The following is an 18,703-nucleotide window of genomic DNA, read 5'->3' as shown; positions in this document are numbered from 1 at the left end:
CTCACTGCTGGCCTCCCGCCGACCTGGCCGTGTAGTTGATGTGGACGAGCACGTCAGTCAGCGAATCGATGAACGTCGTTTGGCCTTCATGATTGGAAAGGCACAGGCGCCAGCTGGAAATGGCCCCGGTAAATTCGAACGGCAGATAGCGATCATCGTTGAAATTGAGGGTGAACAGGCCGTTATCGTCAACGCCGGTCGACAGTGCGATGACTTCATTGACCCGCAGGTCTTGCTTGACCGGCGGGTTCTCGGCCGCAGCCAATTCCACCTTGCTGGACACTTGCATCAGGGTCGCCCGGACGTTTTCATACGGGCCGAGAACCGCCGGGAACGAAACGCTGATGGTCTTGACCCGGCGCAGGTAGTGATTGTTGTAATCGCGCTCGAACAGGTCTTTGTCAAATTCGAAATCGCATTTGCCGGTGGATTTGAAATCACCCAGTACCACGTTCCAGTCAATCTTTTTCTGTTGTTTGAGCTCGCGCAGCGACACGGTTTTGCGGATCTCCAGATCCCTGCCATTGCGCTGCAAGTAGTCCGTCTGCATTTTCGTCAACGCCAGCTTGAGGTGCTCGCCAGCCCCCATGCCGCGCTGGTTGTTCTGCCAGGTGCCATGCTGCAGGAAGGTCGTGTCAAAGTCGGCAATCTCGTACTGCCACGCTGCCTCGGCGGCCTGGCACAGGGCCAGAGTCATGTCGTAAGCCTGGCTGTAAAGAGGCGCGAGCTGAGTACCAAGCCATTGATACAACTGTGCCTGAGTGAAGCGCGTGCTGAGAAAGTCGTGATTACTCTTGGCCTGGGACAACGTGGTCTCGGCCTGACGCATCAATAATGCGCTGGCTTTGCGCTGTTCCTCCGTGGCTTGCAACTGGGCATCGATCTGTGACAGTTCCAGTGCGGCCTGATCACGTGCAAATGTCCACTCTTCACGGCGCCGAGTGAATTGGGCCGTGCGATCCAGGTGGCTGGCGGCCATTCGGTCAGCGGCAGCCGCCCCTTGGGCGATTGCGCTCAAGGCATGCAGGGCGCCTTCCCAGCGCATGCCGCCATTGGCGAGGCCGAAGGTGTTTGGCGCGAGCATCAGCGCGCCGGCGCCTACCTGGGAAGCCAATGCCAGCTGCTCGCCTACACCGCTACGCAGGTACAACTGGCTGGCATTGGTCTCTTCGGCACTGATGTCCTGTTTGAGCAAGGTTTCAAAATGTTCAAGCCGCTGCTGCACGATCGCTTTGCCCACCTGCAGCGCTTTGTGGCTCTGCTGTTCGGCGCGCAACGCTTGTGTCTGCAACTCGACGGACAGCGATGCCAGCGCCCAGGCTTGTTGTTGCTGAACCTCCTGAAGTTGCGTTTGCTCCTGACGCTCGATCAGCGAAAGCAGCGTCCCGCCGAACTGAATCAGATTGTCAACGGCGCTCAGCGCCTGGCCATGCATCACATTGAAGCGGTAATGCGGAATCCGGCTGGCGGCAGGGGAGGAGCGTGTATCACTCGGCCCGCCGGGGGCGCCAGCGCGCAACAGTGTGCGAGGGTCTCGAGGTGCTTCGAACACGCGAACGGGTTGGCGTTTACCGGCGATGTCCAGACCATGTCTCAAGTTATAAAGGCGACTTTCCACCTGATCCCAACGCTTGAGCAGATCCGGGTGGAAAGGAATGCGCAGATGACTGCTCGCCGGAAGCGCGAGCGGTAGCGCGGTGTTTTGCCTGCCTGGCTGAAGCTGCACGCTGTCGCCCTTGATGAGCTCTTGCTCGAGTTTTTTCATCTGCGTCAGGTCAGTGCTGGCCAGGTCTTTCAGGGTGAGGTTCGTCCAGACGGCCTTCGGCCCGTTGATCACCGGGCGGTCGCCAAGCAAGTGTTGCGCTTGCAAATAAAGGGACTTCGCTTGGCCAAGGCTTTCGGTCGTCAGCCGGCGATAGGCCTCATCAGCACGATTGAGCAGAATATCCACGTAGAGGAAAAACACCGCTTTGCGAAAATGCACGCGATGGCTGAGTGCGATCTGGTGCGGATCATAAGGATCATTCTGCGCATAGGAGGGCTCTTCGACAGGATTCAGGGGTTCCGATTTCCACAGTTGTTGTTGGCCGGACTCATCCTGGCCCCAGGGATCGAAAAGATAGTTGGTCCACTTCAACGCTTGTTCGTAACGGTGCTCTGCGTTCAAACGGCTCGCGACCAGCCATGGCACATACAAAAACAATTCCGTGAAGTACTGGCCATAAGCACCGTGAAAATCCAGCGCCTGGCGGCTCGGGCGGGTTGAATCTGGCGCGACAGGTTCGGATTTCGGTGAGTCAAGGTTGAACAACTCATCCAGACTGTTCTCCGCGCGCCGGATCATCTCGGCGGCGAAGCCGGTATTGAGACTGATCTGCTTATCAGCGCCGGACGAAGAACCGGCGCGTTCTTCCCGCAATCGCAATAGTTGAGACGAGCCCTCAGTGACGATCTTCCACTGAGTCTTTTGATTATTTTTCATCATCAGGCTGTCTGAGCCGGGAAGGAGCTCAATGGCAGCCTTCAACTGTTCACGCTGTGCTTTTTCGGGCGAACTCCTGTCGGTTATCGAGATCGAAAAATTCTTGTCGATAAAGCCGGTCACATTTTCCCCACCCAGTGCAAGGCCTATTGCGATCCGGTTATTTTCTTCAAAAGCGTAAGTCGTAATGTTTTCCTTCAGTTTCTCGGGTGTTGCGGCACTCCATAGGCTGCCGTTGAAAAAACTTTCGAGACACGCCGTCGGCAGGCTCCAGTTACCATCTATTTTGCGCCACGCGTAATTGAGTTTGAGCTGTGGATTGCTTCTTGCGCTTGAACTTTTCTCTGTGAGCTGATCAGGATGCTGGTGATAACTTTCTGCCCAGAATACGAAAAGCCGATTGTTGAACCAAACGGGCCGAATGGTTTGCTCAATGGCATTTTGTGAAATGGGCACATCGGCTTTCTCCCATTGACTCCACGCCTGAGGATCGGGACGTTCGACTTTTTCGGATCCGGAAGCGGACAGTTTCACAGGTCGCTGCGACATATCGAGCGAGCGCCAGTAATAGCGTTCAGAAGAGCGTGATTTGGCCAGCAGATAATAAATACCGTTGTCGGCATCATCGCCATCGATATAGCCGCTGAGGATCTTCAGGTTAGCCACTTCTTCAAATCGGGTCAGATAACCCAGAATCGCTTTTTGTGCGGTCGCTGCGTCGATCCGGCCCTGCGTCAGATCGTTTTCCAGTTGGCGGAAATTTTCGCTCTTATCGACTCGCAATGTCGGGTCAAGATAAAGCGAAGGGAAATACATCAGTTGCTGGTGGGCCGCCCATGTCGGGTAATGGCTCAAAACATTGTGCCAGTAAGCGCGTTGCTCCTCGGTCAGCGCATAGCCGGACGAACGGCGAGTCATGATCAGTTCCAGGTGATGTTGAAGGCTGGAAATGGCAAAGCTGACCGGCGTCGCTGACACATCATGACTGATCAGCGCATCGAACAAACAATGATCGTAGAGTGCTTCGGCAGAGGTGATCCTGGTGTTGGCATTTGCAGATGCTTCGAGGTGAAGGTAATAAGCCACCTGGGCATCGCGCAGATCTTCTTCCAAGTGCTTTTGAATTTCTATGGTGTTCATGTTCAGTCCTTAAACATTTTTGCCTGGGAGAAGTTCGGCTGCGACGATGCTCCAGTCTTTCATCGAGCTTTCGTCGTTCAACTTCAAAAGATCGCGCAAGCCTTTCAACGAAAGCCCTGTACGGGTGGATACGTCGAGGTGGCGGATGATCCAGTCCAGTTGTTGCATGTTCTCGACATGGCTCTTGGGTAATTGGCTAGTCAGGATGTCCAGGGGGCGTTCGACAGCAAGAAGATCCCTCAGCGCATCATTGGCGTCTTTTGACTGAACGGTTTGGGCTGAGGACAAGTAACCGAGTAGTTTTTCGCTTGCGTTTTCATCGCGTCGACTGTAATTGGCAAAACGTTCGAGGCAATAAAGCTCTGGTAATTGAAATACGTTTTGCCATTGCGCTTTGAGCAAATCCGGTGTGTTCAACAATGTCAGCAGTGCGTCGCTGCTTATGTTCAGTGCCTGGCAGATTTCCGCGGCAGCCAGTGATCTGTTCACCAGCAGGTTCTTCCCGTCCCTGATTTGCGCATCGAGCGATTGTTCGTTGGTACCCACCATTTTCATGACGCAGGGTACGTATTGCGCCGAAAGCCCTGCAACGTCCTGCAACAGCTGCTGTATTGCGAGGATTTGCGGTTCTTCTTCCGTCGTATGACGCGTTGCGCGTATCGCCGCCAAATGCGCAGGCAGCGTTTCACGAGCAAAAGGAAGACGGCGGCCCAGCATGCGCAATAGTTGGGCCGCTGTCAGGCCGGCCGAACGCAACCACGTCATCACTCCGTCCAATGCCATCAGCAGATGGAGGAAGTCGGGTTCGCCCTCATCGCCCGACTGTCCTGTTACCAGAAGTCGCTCGAATGCTTCACCGCCCAGTAAATCGGCTAATTCATGACACTCGAGCGGGGACAAACCAAACAGTTGTGCTACGCGCGCCTGACGATAAATGGATGAAGCACTGATCAGGTTTTGATGAAACTTGCCAAGATGTTTTTTGGTTAACCGCGCAATGAATCCGAACGAATCCTGCGTAATCTGAATATTCAATCCATCGGCAAGGAGTGCAGGAGATGCTTCGATACTGCCTGTTTCATGTTTGAACGGGTTGGCAGCCAGGAGATTACGCTGGAAAACACGATCGAACAAAGAGGTACGGCCGTTGATTGGGCGGGTGGGCAGGCGGTATAGAAGGGCAGCGAATTCCTCTGCCTCAATCCCACAGCGTTGATTGAAATATTGATAAACACCCAGAGCACTTAATGTCGAGTTGGTAATGAATGTATCAATGTTCTTGCCAAGGGTTGCGCTGCAGACCAACACATCGAGCTCCTCCAGCGAGATGTCAGTCCATCTGTGCAAACGTATCATTCGCTGCAAACGGTCAAGGGCAGTGAACATGTGCGCATCGGCATTTTGGTATGTCAACGAAATGCGTTTTTGTTCGCTGTTAGGTATATCGGTTACCACCAGAAACGAATCGTGTGAGGGGTATGACTTGGTAATTTGCAGTTCAAGGAGTTGCTTGATCTGTGCCGGAGCGCAGTTGGTTTGTGAGGCAAACCGATCAAGATCGTAGCATCCATTTTTTATTTCGGATCTATCCACGACACTGTTTGCTGCGCCTGTCTGTGGATCTGTTGGGCTGGTATATTCTGCGAGTCTGGCGGTCAGAACATCGATTTGCCTTTTGCCAAGACTCGACATCTTTATCTGAGTGTTGCAATGCTGTAGCAGGTTTGCCTTGATAGATTTCTGGAAAAAAGAATCCGGCCAGTCAAGCTGTAACTTGTAGTCAAGAATACCTGGTCGTTCATTTTTCGTGGCGAGCGCTGCCACGCACCGGCGGTGCTGGTGATGGTACGGGAAGTGCAGAGGTTTGGTTTGCTTTGACATTATTTCCAAAGCCTCCTTGTCCCTCGCGTGGAGTGGATGGTTCTGAATTTTTTTAGCGAGTACAGCGTTGACGAGTTGCAACGCCGGAATCGATTCGAAAACACTGGCGGCATCTATTTTCTGTTCACTGATATCCGGGCGAAGCGTGTCTATTTTTCGCTCATTTTTTTCGTCTGCATCAAGTTGGCCGGCAAATATATACAGGGCACGCAGATAGGCTGCTGGCGAATCGATTGCAGCTATATCGTTCTGCGCGCAAAAGATCCCCCAGTTTTCTTTAAATAAATTGTTATAGCTCGCTTCGGTGACGCTCAGGTCACGCTTGTTGCGGTCACTCTCTGTCTTGTGAAGCTGGCGTTCCATTTGCTCGCGAGTTATTTGCCTGGCAACACTGCTGGCGTAGTCGTGAATTTTATCGGCGAACAGTTTTGAGTCGCTGTCTTTCAGGGTGTTTTTGTATTGTTGTTTCGATTGCCTTATCACATCAAGCACGGAGCTGATGGTGGTGTTGTATATTTCGAGAGAATCAGTGCCTGCCGAATTTGTGATCTTCTTGAAGTTGTCAGGTTCTATTTCATTCATATTCTAAGTCTGCCGGTCAGCGTTGTGTCTTTGGGGCGGCAAACATAACTCGGTTGGCGAAATTATAAATGTAGGAATATTCTGCGCTGCAAGTAAGACGGAAATAATTGAAATAAGTGATTCGCGGGTAAACTTCTGAAAGAATTGTTTTTGCAGGTTTTAGTCTGTTTTGGCAGTTTTATTCGTGTTGTATGTTTCCGGAGATAAACAGGGGCGCGCAAACCCGAAGGTTGATGAAACGTTTCGCTGATGAAAACTTCGGTGGGTGATTTTCATAAACCAACACACGTCGTATCCGACAGCGACACGCCTTGTCTCTCCACGAAAATTACTTTCATGCGGTTTGAAATCCCGGTCTCGAAATGATTTATGAGTTTCACAACCCATTCGAACGTGACCCTTTCGAGGAGTACCGCATGACGCCTTCCTTCGGCTATTGGCTGCTGGTGTATGCCGCCGTGGCCATCATCGCGCTGATCGTGTTGATCGCCCGTTACCGGCTCAATCCATTCATTGTCATCACCCTGATATCCCTTGGTCTGGCGCTGGTCGCCGGGATGCCGCCGTCCGCTGTGGTCGGCGCGTATGAGGCTGGCGTCGGCAAGACGCTGGGGCATATTGCGCTGGTGGTGGCGTTGGGGACGATGCTCGGCAAGATGATGGCCGAGTCCGGCGGTGCCGAGCGGATGGCGCGCACGCTGATCGACAGATTCGGTGAGAAGAACGCGCACTGGGCGATGGTCTGCATCGCGTTTCTGGTCGGTCTGCCGCTGTTCTTTGAAGTCGGTTTCGTCTTGCTGGTGCCGATTGCGTTTACCGTGGCGCGCCGGGTTGGCGTGTCGATTCTGATGGTCGGTCTGCCGATGGTCGCCGGGCTCTCGGTGGTGCATGCACTGGTGCCACCGCACCCGGCGGCGATGCTCGCGGTGCAGGCCTATCAGGCCTCGGTCGGGCAGACTTTGCTGTACGCGATCGCCATTGGCATTCCCACCGCGATCATTGCTGGCCCGCTGTATGCGAAATTCATCGTGCCGCGCATTCAATTGCCGGCGGACAACCCGCTGGAAAAGCAATTTCTCGAGCGCGAGCCGCGCGACAAATTGCCGGGCTTCGGCATCACCATGACGACCATTCTGCTGCCGGTGGTGCTGATGCTCATCGGCGGTTGGGCCAACCTGATTTCCACCCCCGGCAGTGCGTTCAACCAGTTTCTGTTGTTCATCGGCAACTCGGTGATCGCGCTGTTGCTGGCGACTTTGCTGAGCTTCTGGACGCTGGGCATTGCTCAGGGTTTCAACCGCGAATCGATCCTCAAATTCACCAACGAATGCCTGGCGCCGACCGCCAGCATCACCTTACTGGTCGGCGCGGGTGGTGGCTTGAACCGGATTCTGGTGGATGCCGGCGTCACCGATCAGATCGTCGGCCTCGCTCACGAATTCCACCTGTCGCCACTGATCATGGGCTGGTTGTTCGCGGCGCTGATGCGCGTTGCCACTGGCTCGGCCACCGTGGCGATGACCACCGCATCGGGCGTTGTCGCGCCGGTGGCCATCGGTCTGGGTTATCCACACCCTGAGCTTTTGGTGCTGGCGACCGGCGCGGGCTCGGTTATCTTTTCCCACGTCAACGACGGCGGCTTCTGGTTGATCAAGGAATACTTCAACATGACGGTCGCACAGACGTTCAAGACCTGGACCCTGCTCGAGACATTGATCTCGCTGGTCGCTTTCGCCCTGACCGTCGGCCTTTCCTACCTGCTGTAACCGGAGCCCGCCGCCCATGGACATCCTTTACCAGATCCGCGCCCGCCAGGATTTCTTCAGCGCCGGTGAGGGCCGCATCGCCCGGCTGATGCTCGACGATGTCGGCTTTGCTGCCAGCGCCAGCCTCGAAGAGCTGGCGCAACGGGCCGAGGTCAGCACCGCCACGCTGTCGCGCTTTGCCCGCACGGTTGGTTGCCGTGACTTGCGCGACCTGCGCCTGCAACTGGCCCAGGCCAGCGGCGTCGGCAGCCGTTTTCTCGACCCGGCGGGCACGCCCGAGCAGTCGGCGTTTTACGGGCAGATCGTCGGCGACATCGAAACCACGCTGCGTCAGCATCTGGCCGGTTTCGACGAATCGCGCTTCGCCGATGCAGTGAAATTGCTCGGCCAAGCGCGGATGATTCACGCGTTCGGCATGGGCGGTTGCTCGACCTTGTGCAGCGATGAATTGCAAGTGCGCCTGGTGCGCCTCGGCTATCCGATTGCGGTGTGCCACGACGCGGTGATGATGCGCGTCACCGCCGCCAGCCTGAACGCCGAGCAAGTGCTGATCGTCTGCTCGCTGACCGGCATCACCCCGGAACTGCTGGAAACCGTCGAGCTGGCGCGCAACTACGGCGCACGCATTCTCGCCATCACTCGCGGCGATTCGCCCCTTGCTGAACTTGCCGACGTCGTGCTGCCGCTGCAAGGCGCGGAAACCTCGTTCATCTACAAACCGACGGCCGCGCGCTACGGCATGCTGCTGGCCATCGATGTGCTTGCCACCGAGCTGGCGCTGGCCAGCCCCGAAGACAATCAAGAACGGCTGCGGCGGATCAAACTGGCCCTCGACGAATACCGTGGCGGCGACGATCACCTGCCGCTGGGAGACTGACATGCACTACGACACCCTCATTCGCAATGCCGTGATCATCGACGGCAGCAACACGCCCGGCTACAAGGCCGACGTAGCGATTCTCAACGGCCGCATCGAACGCATCGGCGACCTGCACGACGCCAGCGCCAGTGAAGAAATCGACGCCACCGGCCAGGTGCTGACGCCGGGGTTCATCGACGTGCACACCCATGACGATACCGTGGTGATCCGCCAACCTGAGATGCTGCCCAAGCTCAGCCAGGGCGTGACCACGGTGATCGTCGGCAACTGCGGGATCAGCGCTGCGCCGGTGAGTTTGAAGGGCAATCCGCCGGACCCGATGAACCTGCTCGGCAGCGCAGCGGCGTTTGTTTACCCGCGTTTCAGCGACTACCGCGCCGCCGTCGAAGCGGCTAACCCCACGTTGAACGTTGCTGCACTGGTCGGGCACACGGCGCTGCGCAGCAATCACCTCGATGATTTGTTCCGCACCGCAACGCCCGGCGAAATTACTGCTATGCGCGAGCAGTTGCGCGACAGTCTCGAGGCTGGCGCGTTGGGTTTATCCACCGGCCTGGCCTACGCCAGCGCCTTCAACGCCTCGACCGATGAAGTCATGCAACTGACCGAAGAACTGACGGCGTTCGGCGCGGTGTACACCACCCATTTGCGCAGCGAGTTTGCCCCGGTGCTGGAGGCGATGGACGAAGCTTTTCAAATCGGTCGGCACGCGCGATCACCGGTGATCATTTCCCACCTCAAATGTGCTGGCGTGGGTAATTGGGGACGCAGTCCACAACTGCTGGCAGCGCTGGAAGAGGCGGCGAAAACCCATCCCGTGGGCTGCGATTGCTACCCGTACGCGGCGAGTTCTTCGACGCTGGATTTGAAGCAGGTCACCGACGCCCATCGGATCACCATCACCTGGTCCACGCCGCACCCGGAAGTCAGTGGCCGCGACCTGATCGACATTGCTGGCGAGTGGAGATTGCCGCTAGAGGAAGCCGCGAAACGTCTGCAACCGGCAGGCGCGGTGTATTACGGCATGGACGAGGCCGATGTCAGGCGAATCCTCGCTCATCCGCTTTCGATGGTCGGTTCTGACGGACTGCCGGAAGACCCGTTCCCGCATCCGCGCCTGTGGGGCGCTTTCCCACGGGTGCTTGGCCATTTCAGTCGCGACGTCGGCCTGTTTCCGCTGCACACCGCCGTGCACAAGATGACCGGGCTGTCGGCGGCGCGCTTTGGCTTGAAGGAAAGGGGCGAGATTCGTGAAGGACATTGGGCGGATCTGGTGTTGTTCGATCCTAAAACCGTGCGCGACGTAGCCGATTTCAACGATCCGCAACGGGCGGCGCAGGGGATTGACGGGGTTTGGGTCAACGGCGTGTTGAGCTATCGCGACGGGCAGGCGAATGGGGGCAGGGCAGGGCGGTTTCTAGCCAGAGACGGGGATTTGCGCGAAGGTTTTCGTTGATTCGGATGACGCCAAAGATCGCAGCCTTCGGCAGCTCCTACAGGAGATCGCATTCCAATGTAGGAGCTGCCGAAGGCTGCGATCTTTTGATTTTATGCGGTGATGGCACATTGCGATTAAAGAATGCCATCAACAAGCCGATTTGCTGACATCCTCCCCGTCTACACTGTGGGGCCAATCAGTCAGGGAGCACCCCATGAGCTTCGGCAAAACCACCCCGATCCTGCGGATTTTCGATGAGGCCAAGGCTGTCGAGTTCTACGTCGATTTTCTCGGTTTCAAGATCGACTGGCAGCACCGCTTCGAAGCGAATTTCCCGCTGTATCTGCAGGTGTCGCGGGGCGAGTGTGTGTTGCATTTGTCCGAGCATCACGGCGATGCGTGCCCGGGTTCGGCGCTGCGTATCGAGACCGATGAACTGGAGGCGTTTCAGCAGCAGCTGATAGCCAAGGAATACACCTTCTCGCACCCGCAGATTCAGGCGATGCCTTGGGGCAGTCAGGACATGACGATTACTGATCCGTTTGGTAATCGGTTGGTGTTTACCAATGCGATCAGTCTTTGAACTGAACGCCCGATAGTTCGCTCTACGCGCAGAATCCGCCCGCAAGCCATCCATCTGAATTGCTTGCGGGCACTCACCTCATTCCGTCGGCACCAACCGATCCAGCACCCGATTCACCGCCATCTCCGCGACCATCACAATCTGCGCGATGCCCTGAAGAGTTTTGCGCTGCGAGCCGTTCACCAGCCCCGCCTGATCGTTGAGCATCACCGTCGCCGACCCCAGGGTCTCGCAAGCATCGGCCAGCAGCGATTCGTTGTCGGCGTCGGGATTGGCCATGTACAGCGTATTGGATTTGTACGGCGGGGCCATGAATTCAGCGCTGGACGTGCCGAGGTAATGATCGAGGGCGCGTTCGGCGGCTTCGTGGAATTTCTTCGAGTCGGGGGATTCGTAGGGGGACGCAGGGTCGGTGGTTGGCGGGTTTGGGGTTACTTTGAACATGAATGCTTGCCTCGTATGAAGCTGCATCCTTTTCGCCGCTAAGCAAAGGGAGGCAGCTGTGCGCAAGTTAGCGGACCGGTAAGCATTCAACCCGGTGCATCCGAAGATGCCATGCGCACAGCCACCATCAAGCGCAGGCGTGAGCCTGACCGAGTTGGACTTGTACAACCGGAATGCTGTCCGAGCCGCTAAGCTCGATCACTGAGAAATCAGTGACCGAATCAAGTTACCGGCAGGCCCCAAGGCGTACAAGCCGGCGGATTCTGGCGCAGGCGTAGGCAGCAGCGCAAGGAATTGTGGGTGGTTTCGCGGAATGCCTGGCGGTTTTAAACAGATGCGCCAAGACATGTTTAATCGGCGCGGCAAATGATGCCTTCGCGAGCAGGCTCGCTCCCACAAGGGGATCTGCGGTGAACCCGGAAATGGGCGCAGCCAATAACCCTGTGGGAGCGAGCCTGCTCGCGAAGAGGCCATCAGCATCACCGCCGATTCCGCAACCGAAATTCCCCCGGCGGCATCCCGCGCCAGCTCTTGAAGGTGCGATGAAACGAGCGCGGTTCGGTGAAGCCCAGGTACTGCGCAATGTCCTGAACCGGCAACGTGCTGTTGAGCAAATAGTGCTCGGCCAACTCCTGACGCAGCTCATCGAGAATCTGCTGATACGACGTCCCAACCTGCTGCAACTGCCGCTGCAATGTCCGCACCGACACGCTGAGCTGTTCCGCCACTTGTTCCTTGCGCGGCAAGCCCTCCTTGAGCAATCCGCGCAGGATGTTTTTCACCTGCTGCGCCAGTGATGCATCCTCCAGCGTTGCCAGCAAACCCATCGCGTGCTCTTCCAGCGTTCGCAGCAATTGCGCATCGGCCTGGCGCAGCGGCAACTGCAAATAAGCCAGCGGCACAACCAGCGCCGAATACGCCTGATCGAACAGCACCGGGCAACCGAAAAACGCTTCGTACTCGGCCAGCGTCACCTCATCCGGCCGCGAATGCTCCAGCCATACGCAGGCCGGCGACAGCTGTGTATCGGCAATCCAGCGCGCGTAGTGCAGCCACGAACCGAGCACGTTTTCCACCAGATGCCGACGAATCCGTGGCCGCTCGTAACGGCAGGTCCAGATCAGATGAACGTGATCGTCCTGCACCTCGGCGCGGCTGATGCCCATGTCGCCGACGAGTTTTTCGAACGGCATGATTCGGCTCATCGCATCGCCCAACGTCGCGCAATTCATGGTGATGTAGCCGAGCACGCTCCACGAGTTGGGCAGGACGAAATTCGCCGCGTGCAGCCCGAACAAGCCATCGCCCGAGTGCTCGCAGAAATAGTCCAGCAAGCGCTCGTGCACCTCACCCGGCAGACGCAAGGTGTTGTCGCTCAACTGCTGCGCCTGCAACCCGGCCGCCGCCAACGCAGGCTCAATGGCCATGCCCAACTGTTCGGCATGGCGCAGGTATTTGAGCAGCGGCGGAACGGAAGTGAAGCCGAGCGATGGCATGGTCGCGCTCCTTTGATTGACGGCGCGTGAGCGAATGAATGGCGCAAGGTAAGTGGATTGCCCGACGAAAGTAAATGCCCTGACGTTTGGCGCCATTGGCTACAGGATCTGGCCGGATGCGACCGTGACAGAACCCCAGCGCTGACTAGTATGCAAGCTTGATCCGACGGCAAAAAAGGACGCACGCATGCGACGCTGGAACGGCTGGGGCGAGGCAGGCACGGTGGTCGAACTGCCGGCCCAGGGCGCGACATTTCTCCACGAACGCCTGGGCGCTGGCCGAACGTTGTCCGATGCGACGCTGGACGCGGCATTGGCGCAGGTGCCGACCTCGCGCCTGGTGCCTCATCGCTTGTACAGCGTCGACACTCACGATCGCCTGCTGCACGCACGCGGCCAGAGCCTGCCGGACTGGCTGGCGTTGCGCGAAGGCGCGCTGGGCACCTATCCCGACGCCGTGGCGTTTCCGGAAACCGCCGAGCAGATCCGACAATTGCTGAAACTCGCCCAGGATCAGGACTTATGCCTGATTCCGTACGGCGGCGGCACGTCAGTGGCCGGACACATCAACCCGCCGACATCGGCGCGGCCGGTGCTGACGGTGTCGCTGGCGCGAATGAATCGCCTGACCGACCTCGACGAACAGAGCCTGCTGGCGACATTCGGCCCCGGTGCCAGCGGGCCGCAAGTGGAAAGTCAATTGCGCGCGCGCGGCTACACGCTGGGGCATTTTCCGCAGTCGTGGGAGCTGTCGACGCTGGGCGGTTGGGTCGCCAGTCGTTCCAGCGGTCAGCAGTCGTTGCGCTACGGGCGGATCGAGCAGTTGTTCGCCGGCGGCACCCTGGAAACCTTCGCCGGGCCTCTGCAGATTCCGACATTCCCAGCGTCGGCGGCAGGTCCCGATCTGCGTGAAATGGTGCTCGGTTGCGAAGGCCGTTTCGGGATCATTTCCGAGGTCAAAGTGCGGGTCAGTGCGTTGCCGGCGGACGAGCGTTTCTACGGCGTATTTCTGCCCGACTGGCCGCAGGCGCTGCAAGCGATCCGGCAACTGGCGCAGGCGCGCGTGCCGCTGTCGATGCTGCGTCTGTCGAACGCGATGGAAACCGAAACGCAACTGGCGCTGGCCGGTCATCCGCAGCAGATCGCCTGGCTGGAAAAGTACCTCAAGCTGCGTGGCGCCGGCGAAGGCAAATGCCTGCTGACTTTCGGCGTGACCGGCAATCGCCAGCAGAATGCGTTGTCGCTGAAACAGGCGCGCCAGCATCTCAAAGCCTTCGGCGGCGTCTTCACCGGCACGCTGCTGGGCAAGAAGTGGGCGCAGAACCGCTTCCGTTTTCCCTACCTGCGCGAGAACCTGTGGAACGCCGGTTACGTGGTCGACACCCTCGAAACCGCGACCGACTGGAGCAACGTCGATCACTTGCTCAGCCTGATCGAAAACAGCTTGCGCGACGCCTTGGCCGCCGAGGGCGAACGCGTGCATGTGTTCACTCACTTGTCCCACGTCTACGGCGAAGGCTCGAGTATTTACACCACCTACGTATTTCGCCCGGCGGCGGACTATCCCGCGACGCTGGCGCGCTGGCAGGCGCTCAAACACGCCGCCAGCCAGACCATCGTCGCCAACCACGGCACCATCAGTCATCAGCACGGCGTGGGCAAGGATCACGCGCCCTACTTGCTGCACGAAAAAGGCCCGCTGGCGATGCAGACCCTGCAGGCGCTGAGCGAACATTTCGACCCGGAAGGGCGCTTCAATCCGGGCACGCTGTTGCCAGAGTCAAAGCCATGAATGCGGACTGGAGTGCGCAATGGCGCGAGCAGATTCTGCCTACGTTGGCGGATGAAACCTGGGATCTGATCGTCATCGGCGGCGGCATCAGCGGCGCCGGGATCGTCCGCGAAGCCGCGCGCCGGGGCTGGCGCTGTTTGCTGCTGGAGCAGCGGGATTTTGCCTGGGGCACCTCCAGCCGATCATCGAAAATGGTCCACGGCGGTTTGCGTTATATCGCCAAGGGCCAGTGGCGGCTGACCCGCGATTCAGTGCACGAGCGTCAGCGCTTGCTCGACGAAGCGCCGGGGCTGGTCGAGCCGATGAGTTTCATGATGCCGCACTATCGCGGCGGCTTTCCCGGGCCGCGCGTCATGGGTGGATTGCTAACGATGTACGACGCCTTGGCCGGGCGGCGCAGCCATCGTTTTCATGACGCACAACAACTGCGTTTTCTCGCTCCGGGGGTGAAGGAAAACGGTTTGCTCGGCGGCAGCTGTTTTGTCGATGCGCTGACCGATGATGCGCGGCTGGTGATGCGCGTTTTGCGCGAGGCGCGGGCTGACGGCGCGGTGGTGCTCAATGGTGTGCGGGTCACGCAATTGCTGCGTGAAGGCGGGCGGGTGTGCGGGGTACAGGTCGAAGATTGCGAGGGTGGTGCGATGCTGCAATTGCGCTCCGGCGTGCTGGCCGTGGCCACCGGCGCGTGGGCCGAGCGTTTACGTCCCGCTGAAGCTGCGAAGCAATTGCGCCCGTTGCGTGGTAGCCATTTGTTGTTGCCGGGCTGGCGTTTGCCGGTGGCGCAGGCGTTCACGTTTTTGCATCAGCAAGATCGGCGCCCTGTGTTTGTTTTTCCGTGGGAAGGCGCGACGGTGGTCGGCACCACTGATCTTGATCACCGCGAAGATCTCGACCAGAGCGCGCGCATTTCCAGCGAAGAACTCGACTATCTGCTCGCCGCGTGCCGGCAGCAATTTCCCGGTGCCGAAGTCGGCGTCGACGATGTGCTTTCAACCTGGTCAGGCGTGCGCCCGGTGGTGGGCAGCGCGGCGGGTGCGCATCAGGACAAACCGTCCAACGAGACTCGCGAACATGTGCTGTGGCAGGAGCCCGGTTGCGTGACCTTGGCCGGAGGCAAACTCACCACGTTTCGTCCCCAGGCGATCGAAGTGCTTACAGCCTGCGCGGCGATGCTCGGGCGTCCCTTTATCGATGACGGCGCGCCGGTATTCGCCGCCGTGGCTGCGCTGACGATTCCCGGGTTAAGCGCCAATCACTCGCGGCGGCTGGCCGGGCGTCATGGCCGCGACCTTCCGAGGCTGGCGCATTTGCTCGCTGAGCTCGGTCAGGAAACAGTCGGCGCCACCGATACTTTGTGGGCAGAACTGGCGTTTGCCTGCGAGGCTGAGCTGGTGCTGCATCTGGACGACTTGCTGTTGCGCCGCACCCGTTTGGGCTTGTTGCTGGCGCGCGGTGGCGAGGATTATTTGCCGGCGATTCGCACGCTGTGCCAGCCACGATTGACCTGGGACGATGAGCGTTGGCAAGCGGAAGTTCAGCGCTATCGTTTGCTGTGGTTGCGCGATCACGGTTTGCCGGAGGCCACGCCATGACCGGGAAAAAATATCTGCTGGCGATCGACAACGGCACCCAGAGCGTGCGCGCGTTGCTCTTCGATCTGCAGGGCAATCTGCTCGGCAAAGGCAAAGTCGATCTTCAGGCGTATTACTCGACGCATCCCGGCTGGGCCGAGCAGGACCCGGAGTATTACTGGGCGAAACTCGGCGAGGCCTGCCAGCAACTCTGGCAGCAGACTGGCAGCGACCGGGCGCAGATCGCCGGCGTATCGCTGACCACCCAGCGCGGCACAGTGATTAATGTCGACGCCGACGGAAAACCGCTGCGTGCGGCGATTGTCTGGCTCGATCAACGCCAGACTGAAGTCGAGGGCCGCATCAAGGGGCCATGGGGCTGGCTGTTGAAACTGGTCGGCGCCGAGGCCACGGTGGATTATTTTCGCGCCCAGGCCGAGGCCAACTGGATCGCCCGCCATCAACCCGACGTGTGGGCGGCGACCGACAAACTTCTCCTGCTCTCGGGCTTCCTCACCCATCGCTTGTGCGGACGCTTCGTCGATTCTGTCGGCTGTTGCGTCGGTTATCTGCCGTTCGATTTCAAACGGCTGAAATGGGCGTCCCCGCGTGACTGGAAATGGCAAGCGCTGGCGGTGCGCCCGGAGCAGTTGCCGACCCTGCACAAACCCGGCGAAAACCTCGGCTACATCACGGCTGAAGCCGCCCGCCACACGGGCATTCCCGAAGGGCTGCCACTGATCGCCGCAGGCGCGGACAAGGCCTGCGAAGTGATCGGCTCGGGCGTGGTCGATGCGAGCACCGTGTGCCTGTCCTACGGCACCACCGCGACCATCACCAGTACCCGCTCACGCTATCTGGAAATCGTCCCGCTGATCCCGCCGTACCCATCGGCCGTGCCCGATCAGTACAACTGCGAAGTGATGATCTATCGCGGTTACTGGATGGTCAGCTGGTTCAAGAACCAGTTCGGCCTGCGCGAAATGCAACAGGCGAAAGCGCAGGGCATCGAACCGGAGCAACTGTTCGACGCACTGGTCGACGCGGTGCCGCCCGGCTCCATGGGTTTGATGCTGCAACCCTATTGGTCACCGGGCATCCGCGAACCGGGCGTGGAAGCCAAAGGCGCGATGATCGGCTTCGGCGACGTACACACCCGCGCGCACATCTACCGGGCGATTCTCGAAGGACTGGCCTATGCGTTGCGCCAGGGAATGGAAAATATCGAGCGGCGTTCGAAGGTATCGATCAAGCAACTGCGCGTCGCCGGCGGCGGCTCGCAAAGCGACGCCGCCATGCAACTGACCGCCAACATCTTCGGCCTGCCGGCCGAGCGTCCGCATGTGTATGAAGCGTCAGGATTGGGCGCGGCGATCTGCTGTGCGGTGGGGTTGGGATTGCACAGGGATTTTTCCACGGCCATTGCGGCGATGACTCGGGTTGGAGCGGTGTTCATGCCACAAGTTGAGGCGCAGAAGATCTACGAGCAACTGTACAAAGACGTCTATCTACGCATGTATCGCCAACTCAAACCGCTGTATCAGAGCATCCGCAAAATCACCGGGTATCCCGAATAGTGCTGACACCCTGGATCCCTGTGGGAGCGAGCCTGCTCGCGAAGGCGGAGTGTCAGTCAATGACGATTTGAATGATCCACCGCTTTCGCGAGCAGGCTCGCTCCCACGGGGGTATTGCGGAGTGCCGATGCCGACGGTGCCGTTCGGCTAAGCCTCACTCCTTGCAGACCTGAATATGCTAGCCTGCAATCAATGATTTCATTGATTGCAGGAGGACGACATGGCTAGCATCACTATTCGAAACCTTGACGAGACGCTCAAGGAGCAGCTGCGCATTACCGCTGCACACAATGGACACTCCATGGAAGAAGAAGCTCGGCTGATTCTGGGCCGAGCGCTCACCAAGGTTGATCGTGCCGGAGGGCTCGGCAGTCGGATACACCAGCGTTTCAGGGCCGAGGGCGGAGTCGACCTCGAGCTGCCTGCGCGTGCAGAGAAACCGGTCGGTGTGGGCTTCTCTGAATGATAGTGCTCGATACCAATGTTCTATCCGAATTCATGCGAATCGATCCCGAGGCTCAAGTGCTGGCTTGGGTGGATGCGCAACCAGCCATGGACTTGGCCATCAGCGCGATCACTGTGGCGGAGATACTGCACGGCATCGCTCGATTACCTTCCGGCAAGCGCAAACAAAAACTCCAGGCCCACGCGTTGGCAATGTTCGAAGAGGATTTTGCCGGGCGGATTTTGCCATTCGATGCGCACGCGGCCGTCGAGTACGCGACGCTGGTCGCCGATGCAGAGGCGAAGGGGCGAGGGATTGCAATGGCCGATGCGCAAATCGCGGCCATCTGCCGAGGCCACGGAGCTGCGATTGGTACGCGCAATGTTCGGGATTTCGAGTTTTCCGGGATTGAAGTGATCAATCCGTGGCAGGTCTGAACCTGTGGGAGCGAGCCTGCTCGCGAAGGCGCGGTATCAGTTAATGTTGCTTTGACTGACCCACCGCTTTCGCGAGCAGGCTCGCTCCCACAGGGATTTTGCGGCGGGATCAAAATCCAGCGTGGCACACATCCAAATGTAGGAGTGAGCCTGCTCGCGATTCGATTTCAGCCTCAGCGCAAAACTAAC

The 18,703-nt window shown here is 58.6% G+C and carries 13 protein-coding genes; 9 read left to right on the top strand and 4 right to left on the bottom strand.

Annotated features, from left to right (window positions below):
- Position 1: 1 nt before the first annotated feature.
- Entirely contained in the window at positions 2–3,622 is a 3,621-nt protein-coding gene (locus tag VNV36_RS19830; RefSeq protein WP_325719715.1) for a Tc toxin subunit A-related protein, read from the bottom strand.
- Positions 3,623–3,631: 9 nt separating this feature from the next.
- Positions 3,632–6,085: a Tc toxin subunit A gene (locus VNV36_RS19825; RefSeq protein WP_325719713.1), complete on the bottom strand. Its 2,454-nt coding sequence runs from the start codon at positions 6,083–6,085 to the stop codon at positions 3,632–3,634.
- A 416-nt stretch (positions 6,086–6,501) separates the two neighbouring features.
- On the opposite strand from VNV36_RS19825, the gene VNV36_RS19820 reads away from it, so the two are divergent.
- The 4 genes from VNV36_RS19820 (at position 6,502) to VNV36_RS19805 (ending at position 10,752) form a co-directional block, all read left to right on the top strand.
- Entirely contained in the window at positions 6,502–7,851 is a 1,350-nt protein-coding gene (locus tag VNV36_RS19820) for a GntP family permease (RefSeq protein WP_325719711.1), read from the top strand.
- Between the two features lie 16 nt (positions 7,852–7,867).
- Positions 7,868–8,728: a MurR/RpiR family transcriptional regulator gene (locus VNV36_RS19815; protein WP_325719709.1), complete on the top strand. Its 861-nt coding sequence runs from the start codon at positions 7,868–7,870 to the stop codon at positions 8,726–8,728.
- Position 8,729: 1 nt separating this feature from the next.
- Complete coding sequence (locus VNV36_RS19810) at positions 8,730–10,187, top strand: N-acyl-D-amino-acid deacylase family protein (RefSeq protein ID WP_325719707.1); 1,458 nt, start codon at positions 8,730–8,732, stop codon at positions 10,185–10,187.
- Between the two features lie 196 nt (positions 10,188–10,383).
- A complete protein-coding gene (locus VNV36_RS19805) occupies positions 10,384–10,752 on the top strand; it encodes a glyoxalase superfamily protein (protein WP_325719705.1) in 369 nt (122 codons plus the stop codon).
- A 78-nt stretch (positions 10,753–10,830) separates the two neighbouring features.
- Here VNV36_RS19805 and VNV36_RS19800 read toward each other — a convergent pair whose 3' ends face one another.
- The gene (locus VNV36_RS19800) at positions 10,831–11,196 is read right to left on the bottom strand and encodes a DUF6124 family protein (protein ID WP_325719703.1); all 366 of its coding nucleotides are present in this window, start codon (positions 11,194–11,196) and stop codon (positions 10,831–10,833) included.
- Positions 11,197–11,675: 479 nt separating this feature from the next.
- Positions 11,676–12,692, bottom strand: coding sequence for an AraC family transcriptional regulator GliR (gene gliR, locus VNV36_RS19795; protein WP_325719701.1), 1,017 nt, complete (start codon positions 12,690–12,692; stop codon positions 11,676–11,678).
- A 187-nt stretch (positions 12,693–12,879) separates the two neighbouring features.
- Between gliR and VNV36_RS19790 the strand changes: the two genes are divergently transcribed.
- The 5 genes from VNV36_RS19790 to VNV36_RS19770 all read left to right on the top strand — a co-directional run bounded on the left by VNV36_RS19790 (position 12,880) and on the right by VNV36_RS19770 (position 18,514).
- Positions 12,880–14,484: an FAD-binding oxidoreductase gene (locus VNV36_RS19790; RefSeq protein WP_325719699.1), complete on the top strand. Its 1,605-nt coding sequence runs from the start codon at positions 12,880–12,882 to the stop codon at positions 14,482–14,484.
- Entirely contained in the window at positions 14,481–16,076 is a 1,596-nt protein-coding gene (locus VNV36_RS19785) for a glycerol-3-phosphate dehydrogenase/oxidase (protein ID WP_325719696.1), read from the top strand. The genes VNV36_RS19790 and VNV36_RS19785 overlap by 4 nt, the downstream gene beginning before the upstream one ends.
- Positions 16,073–17,632 carry an FGGY-family carbohydrate kinase gene (locus VNV36_RS19780; RefSeq protein WP_325719694.1) on the top strand — a complete coding sequence of 520 codons (1,560 nt, stop codon included), beginning with the start codon at positions 16,073–16,075 and terminating at the stop codon, positions 17,630–17,632. Before VNV36_RS19785 ends, VNV36_RS19780 begins: the two co-directional genes overlap by 4 nt.
- 220 nt (positions 17,633–17,852) lie before the next feature.
- Positions 17,853–18,098 (top strand): FitA-like ribbon-helix-helix domain-containing protein, encoded by a 246-nt coding sequence (locus VNV36_RS19775; RefSeq protein WP_325719691.1) that lies wholly within the window; start codon positions 17,853–17,855, stop codon positions 18,096–18,098.
- Complete coding sequence (locus VNV36_RS19770) at positions 18,095–18,514, top strand: type II toxin-antitoxin system VapC family toxin (protein ID WP_325719689.1); 420 nt, start codon at positions 18,095–18,097, stop codon at positions 18,512–18,514. The genes VNV36_RS19775 and VNV36_RS19770 overlap by 4 nt, the downstream gene beginning before the upstream one ends.
- The last annotated feature ends 189 nt before the right edge of the window (positions 18,515–18,703 follow it).

The sequence above is a fragment of the Pseudomonas sp. genome (assembly GCF_035554175.1).
In the GTDB taxonomy this organism is placed as follows: domain Bacteria; phylum Pseudomonadota; class Gammaproteobacteria; order Pseudomonadales; family Pseudomonadaceae; genus Aquipseudomonas.
This window is presented reverse-complemented; position numbering and strand designations above follow the sequence as displayed.

What these genes read in the sequence shown, in the direction of transcription:
- VNV36_RS19825 (WP_325719713.1), bottom strand. Translation starts at nt 6,085, where the DNA reads ATGAATGAAATAGAACCTGACAACTTCAAGAAGATCACAAATTCGGCA.
- VNV36_RS19805 (WP_325719705.1), top strand. Translation starts at nt 10,384, where the DNA reads ATGAGCTTCGGCAAAACCACCCCGATCCTGCGGATTTTCGATGAGGCC.
- VNV36_RS19800 (WP_325719703.1), bottom strand. Translation starts at nt 11,196, where the DNA reads ATGTTCAAAGTAACCCCAAACCCGCCAACCACCGACCCTGCGTCCCCC.
- gliR (WP_325719701.1), bottom strand. Translation starts at nt 12,692, where the DNA reads ATGCCATCGCTCGGCTTCACTTCCGTTCCGCCGCTGCTCAAATACCTG.
- VNV36_RS19790 (WP_325719699.1), top strand. Translation starts at nt 12,880, where the DNA reads ATGCGACGCTGGAACGGCTGGGGCGAGGCAGGCACGGTGGTCGAACTG.
- VNV36_RS19815 (WP_325719709.1), top strand. Translation starts at nt 7,868, where the DNA reads ATGGACATCCTTTACCAGATCCGCGCCCGCCAGGATTTCTTCAGCGCC.
- VNV36_RS19830 (WP_325719715.1), bottom strand. Translation starts at nt 3,622, where the DNA reads ATGAACACCATAGAAATTCAAAAGCACTTGGAAGAAGATCTGCGCGAT.
- VNV36_RS19785 (WP_325719696.1), top strand. Translation starts at nt 14,481, where the DNA reads ATGAATGCGGACTGGAGTGCGCAATGGCGCGAGCAGATTCTGCCTACG.
- VNV36_RS19770 (WP_325719689.1), top strand. Translation starts at nt 18,095, where the DNA reads ATGATAGTGCTCGATACCAATGTTCTATCCGAATTCATGCGAATCGAT.
- VNV36_RS19780 (WP_325719694.1), top strand. Translation starts at nt 16,073, where the DNA reads ATGACCGGGAAAAAATATCTGCTGGCGATCGACAACGGCACCCAGAGC.
- VNV36_RS19820 (WP_325719711.1), top strand. Translation starts at nt 6,502, where the DNA reads ATGACGCCTTCCTTCGGCTATTGGCTGCTGGTGTATGCCGCCGTGGCC.
- VNV36_RS19775 (WP_325719691.1), top strand. Translation starts at nt 17,853, where the DNA reads ATGGCTAGCATCACTATTCGAAACCTTGACGAGACGCTCAAGGAGCAG.
- VNV36_RS19810 (WP_325719707.1), top strand. Translation starts at nt 8,730, where the DNA reads ATGCACTACGACACCCTCATTCGCAATGCCGTGATCATCGACGGCAGC.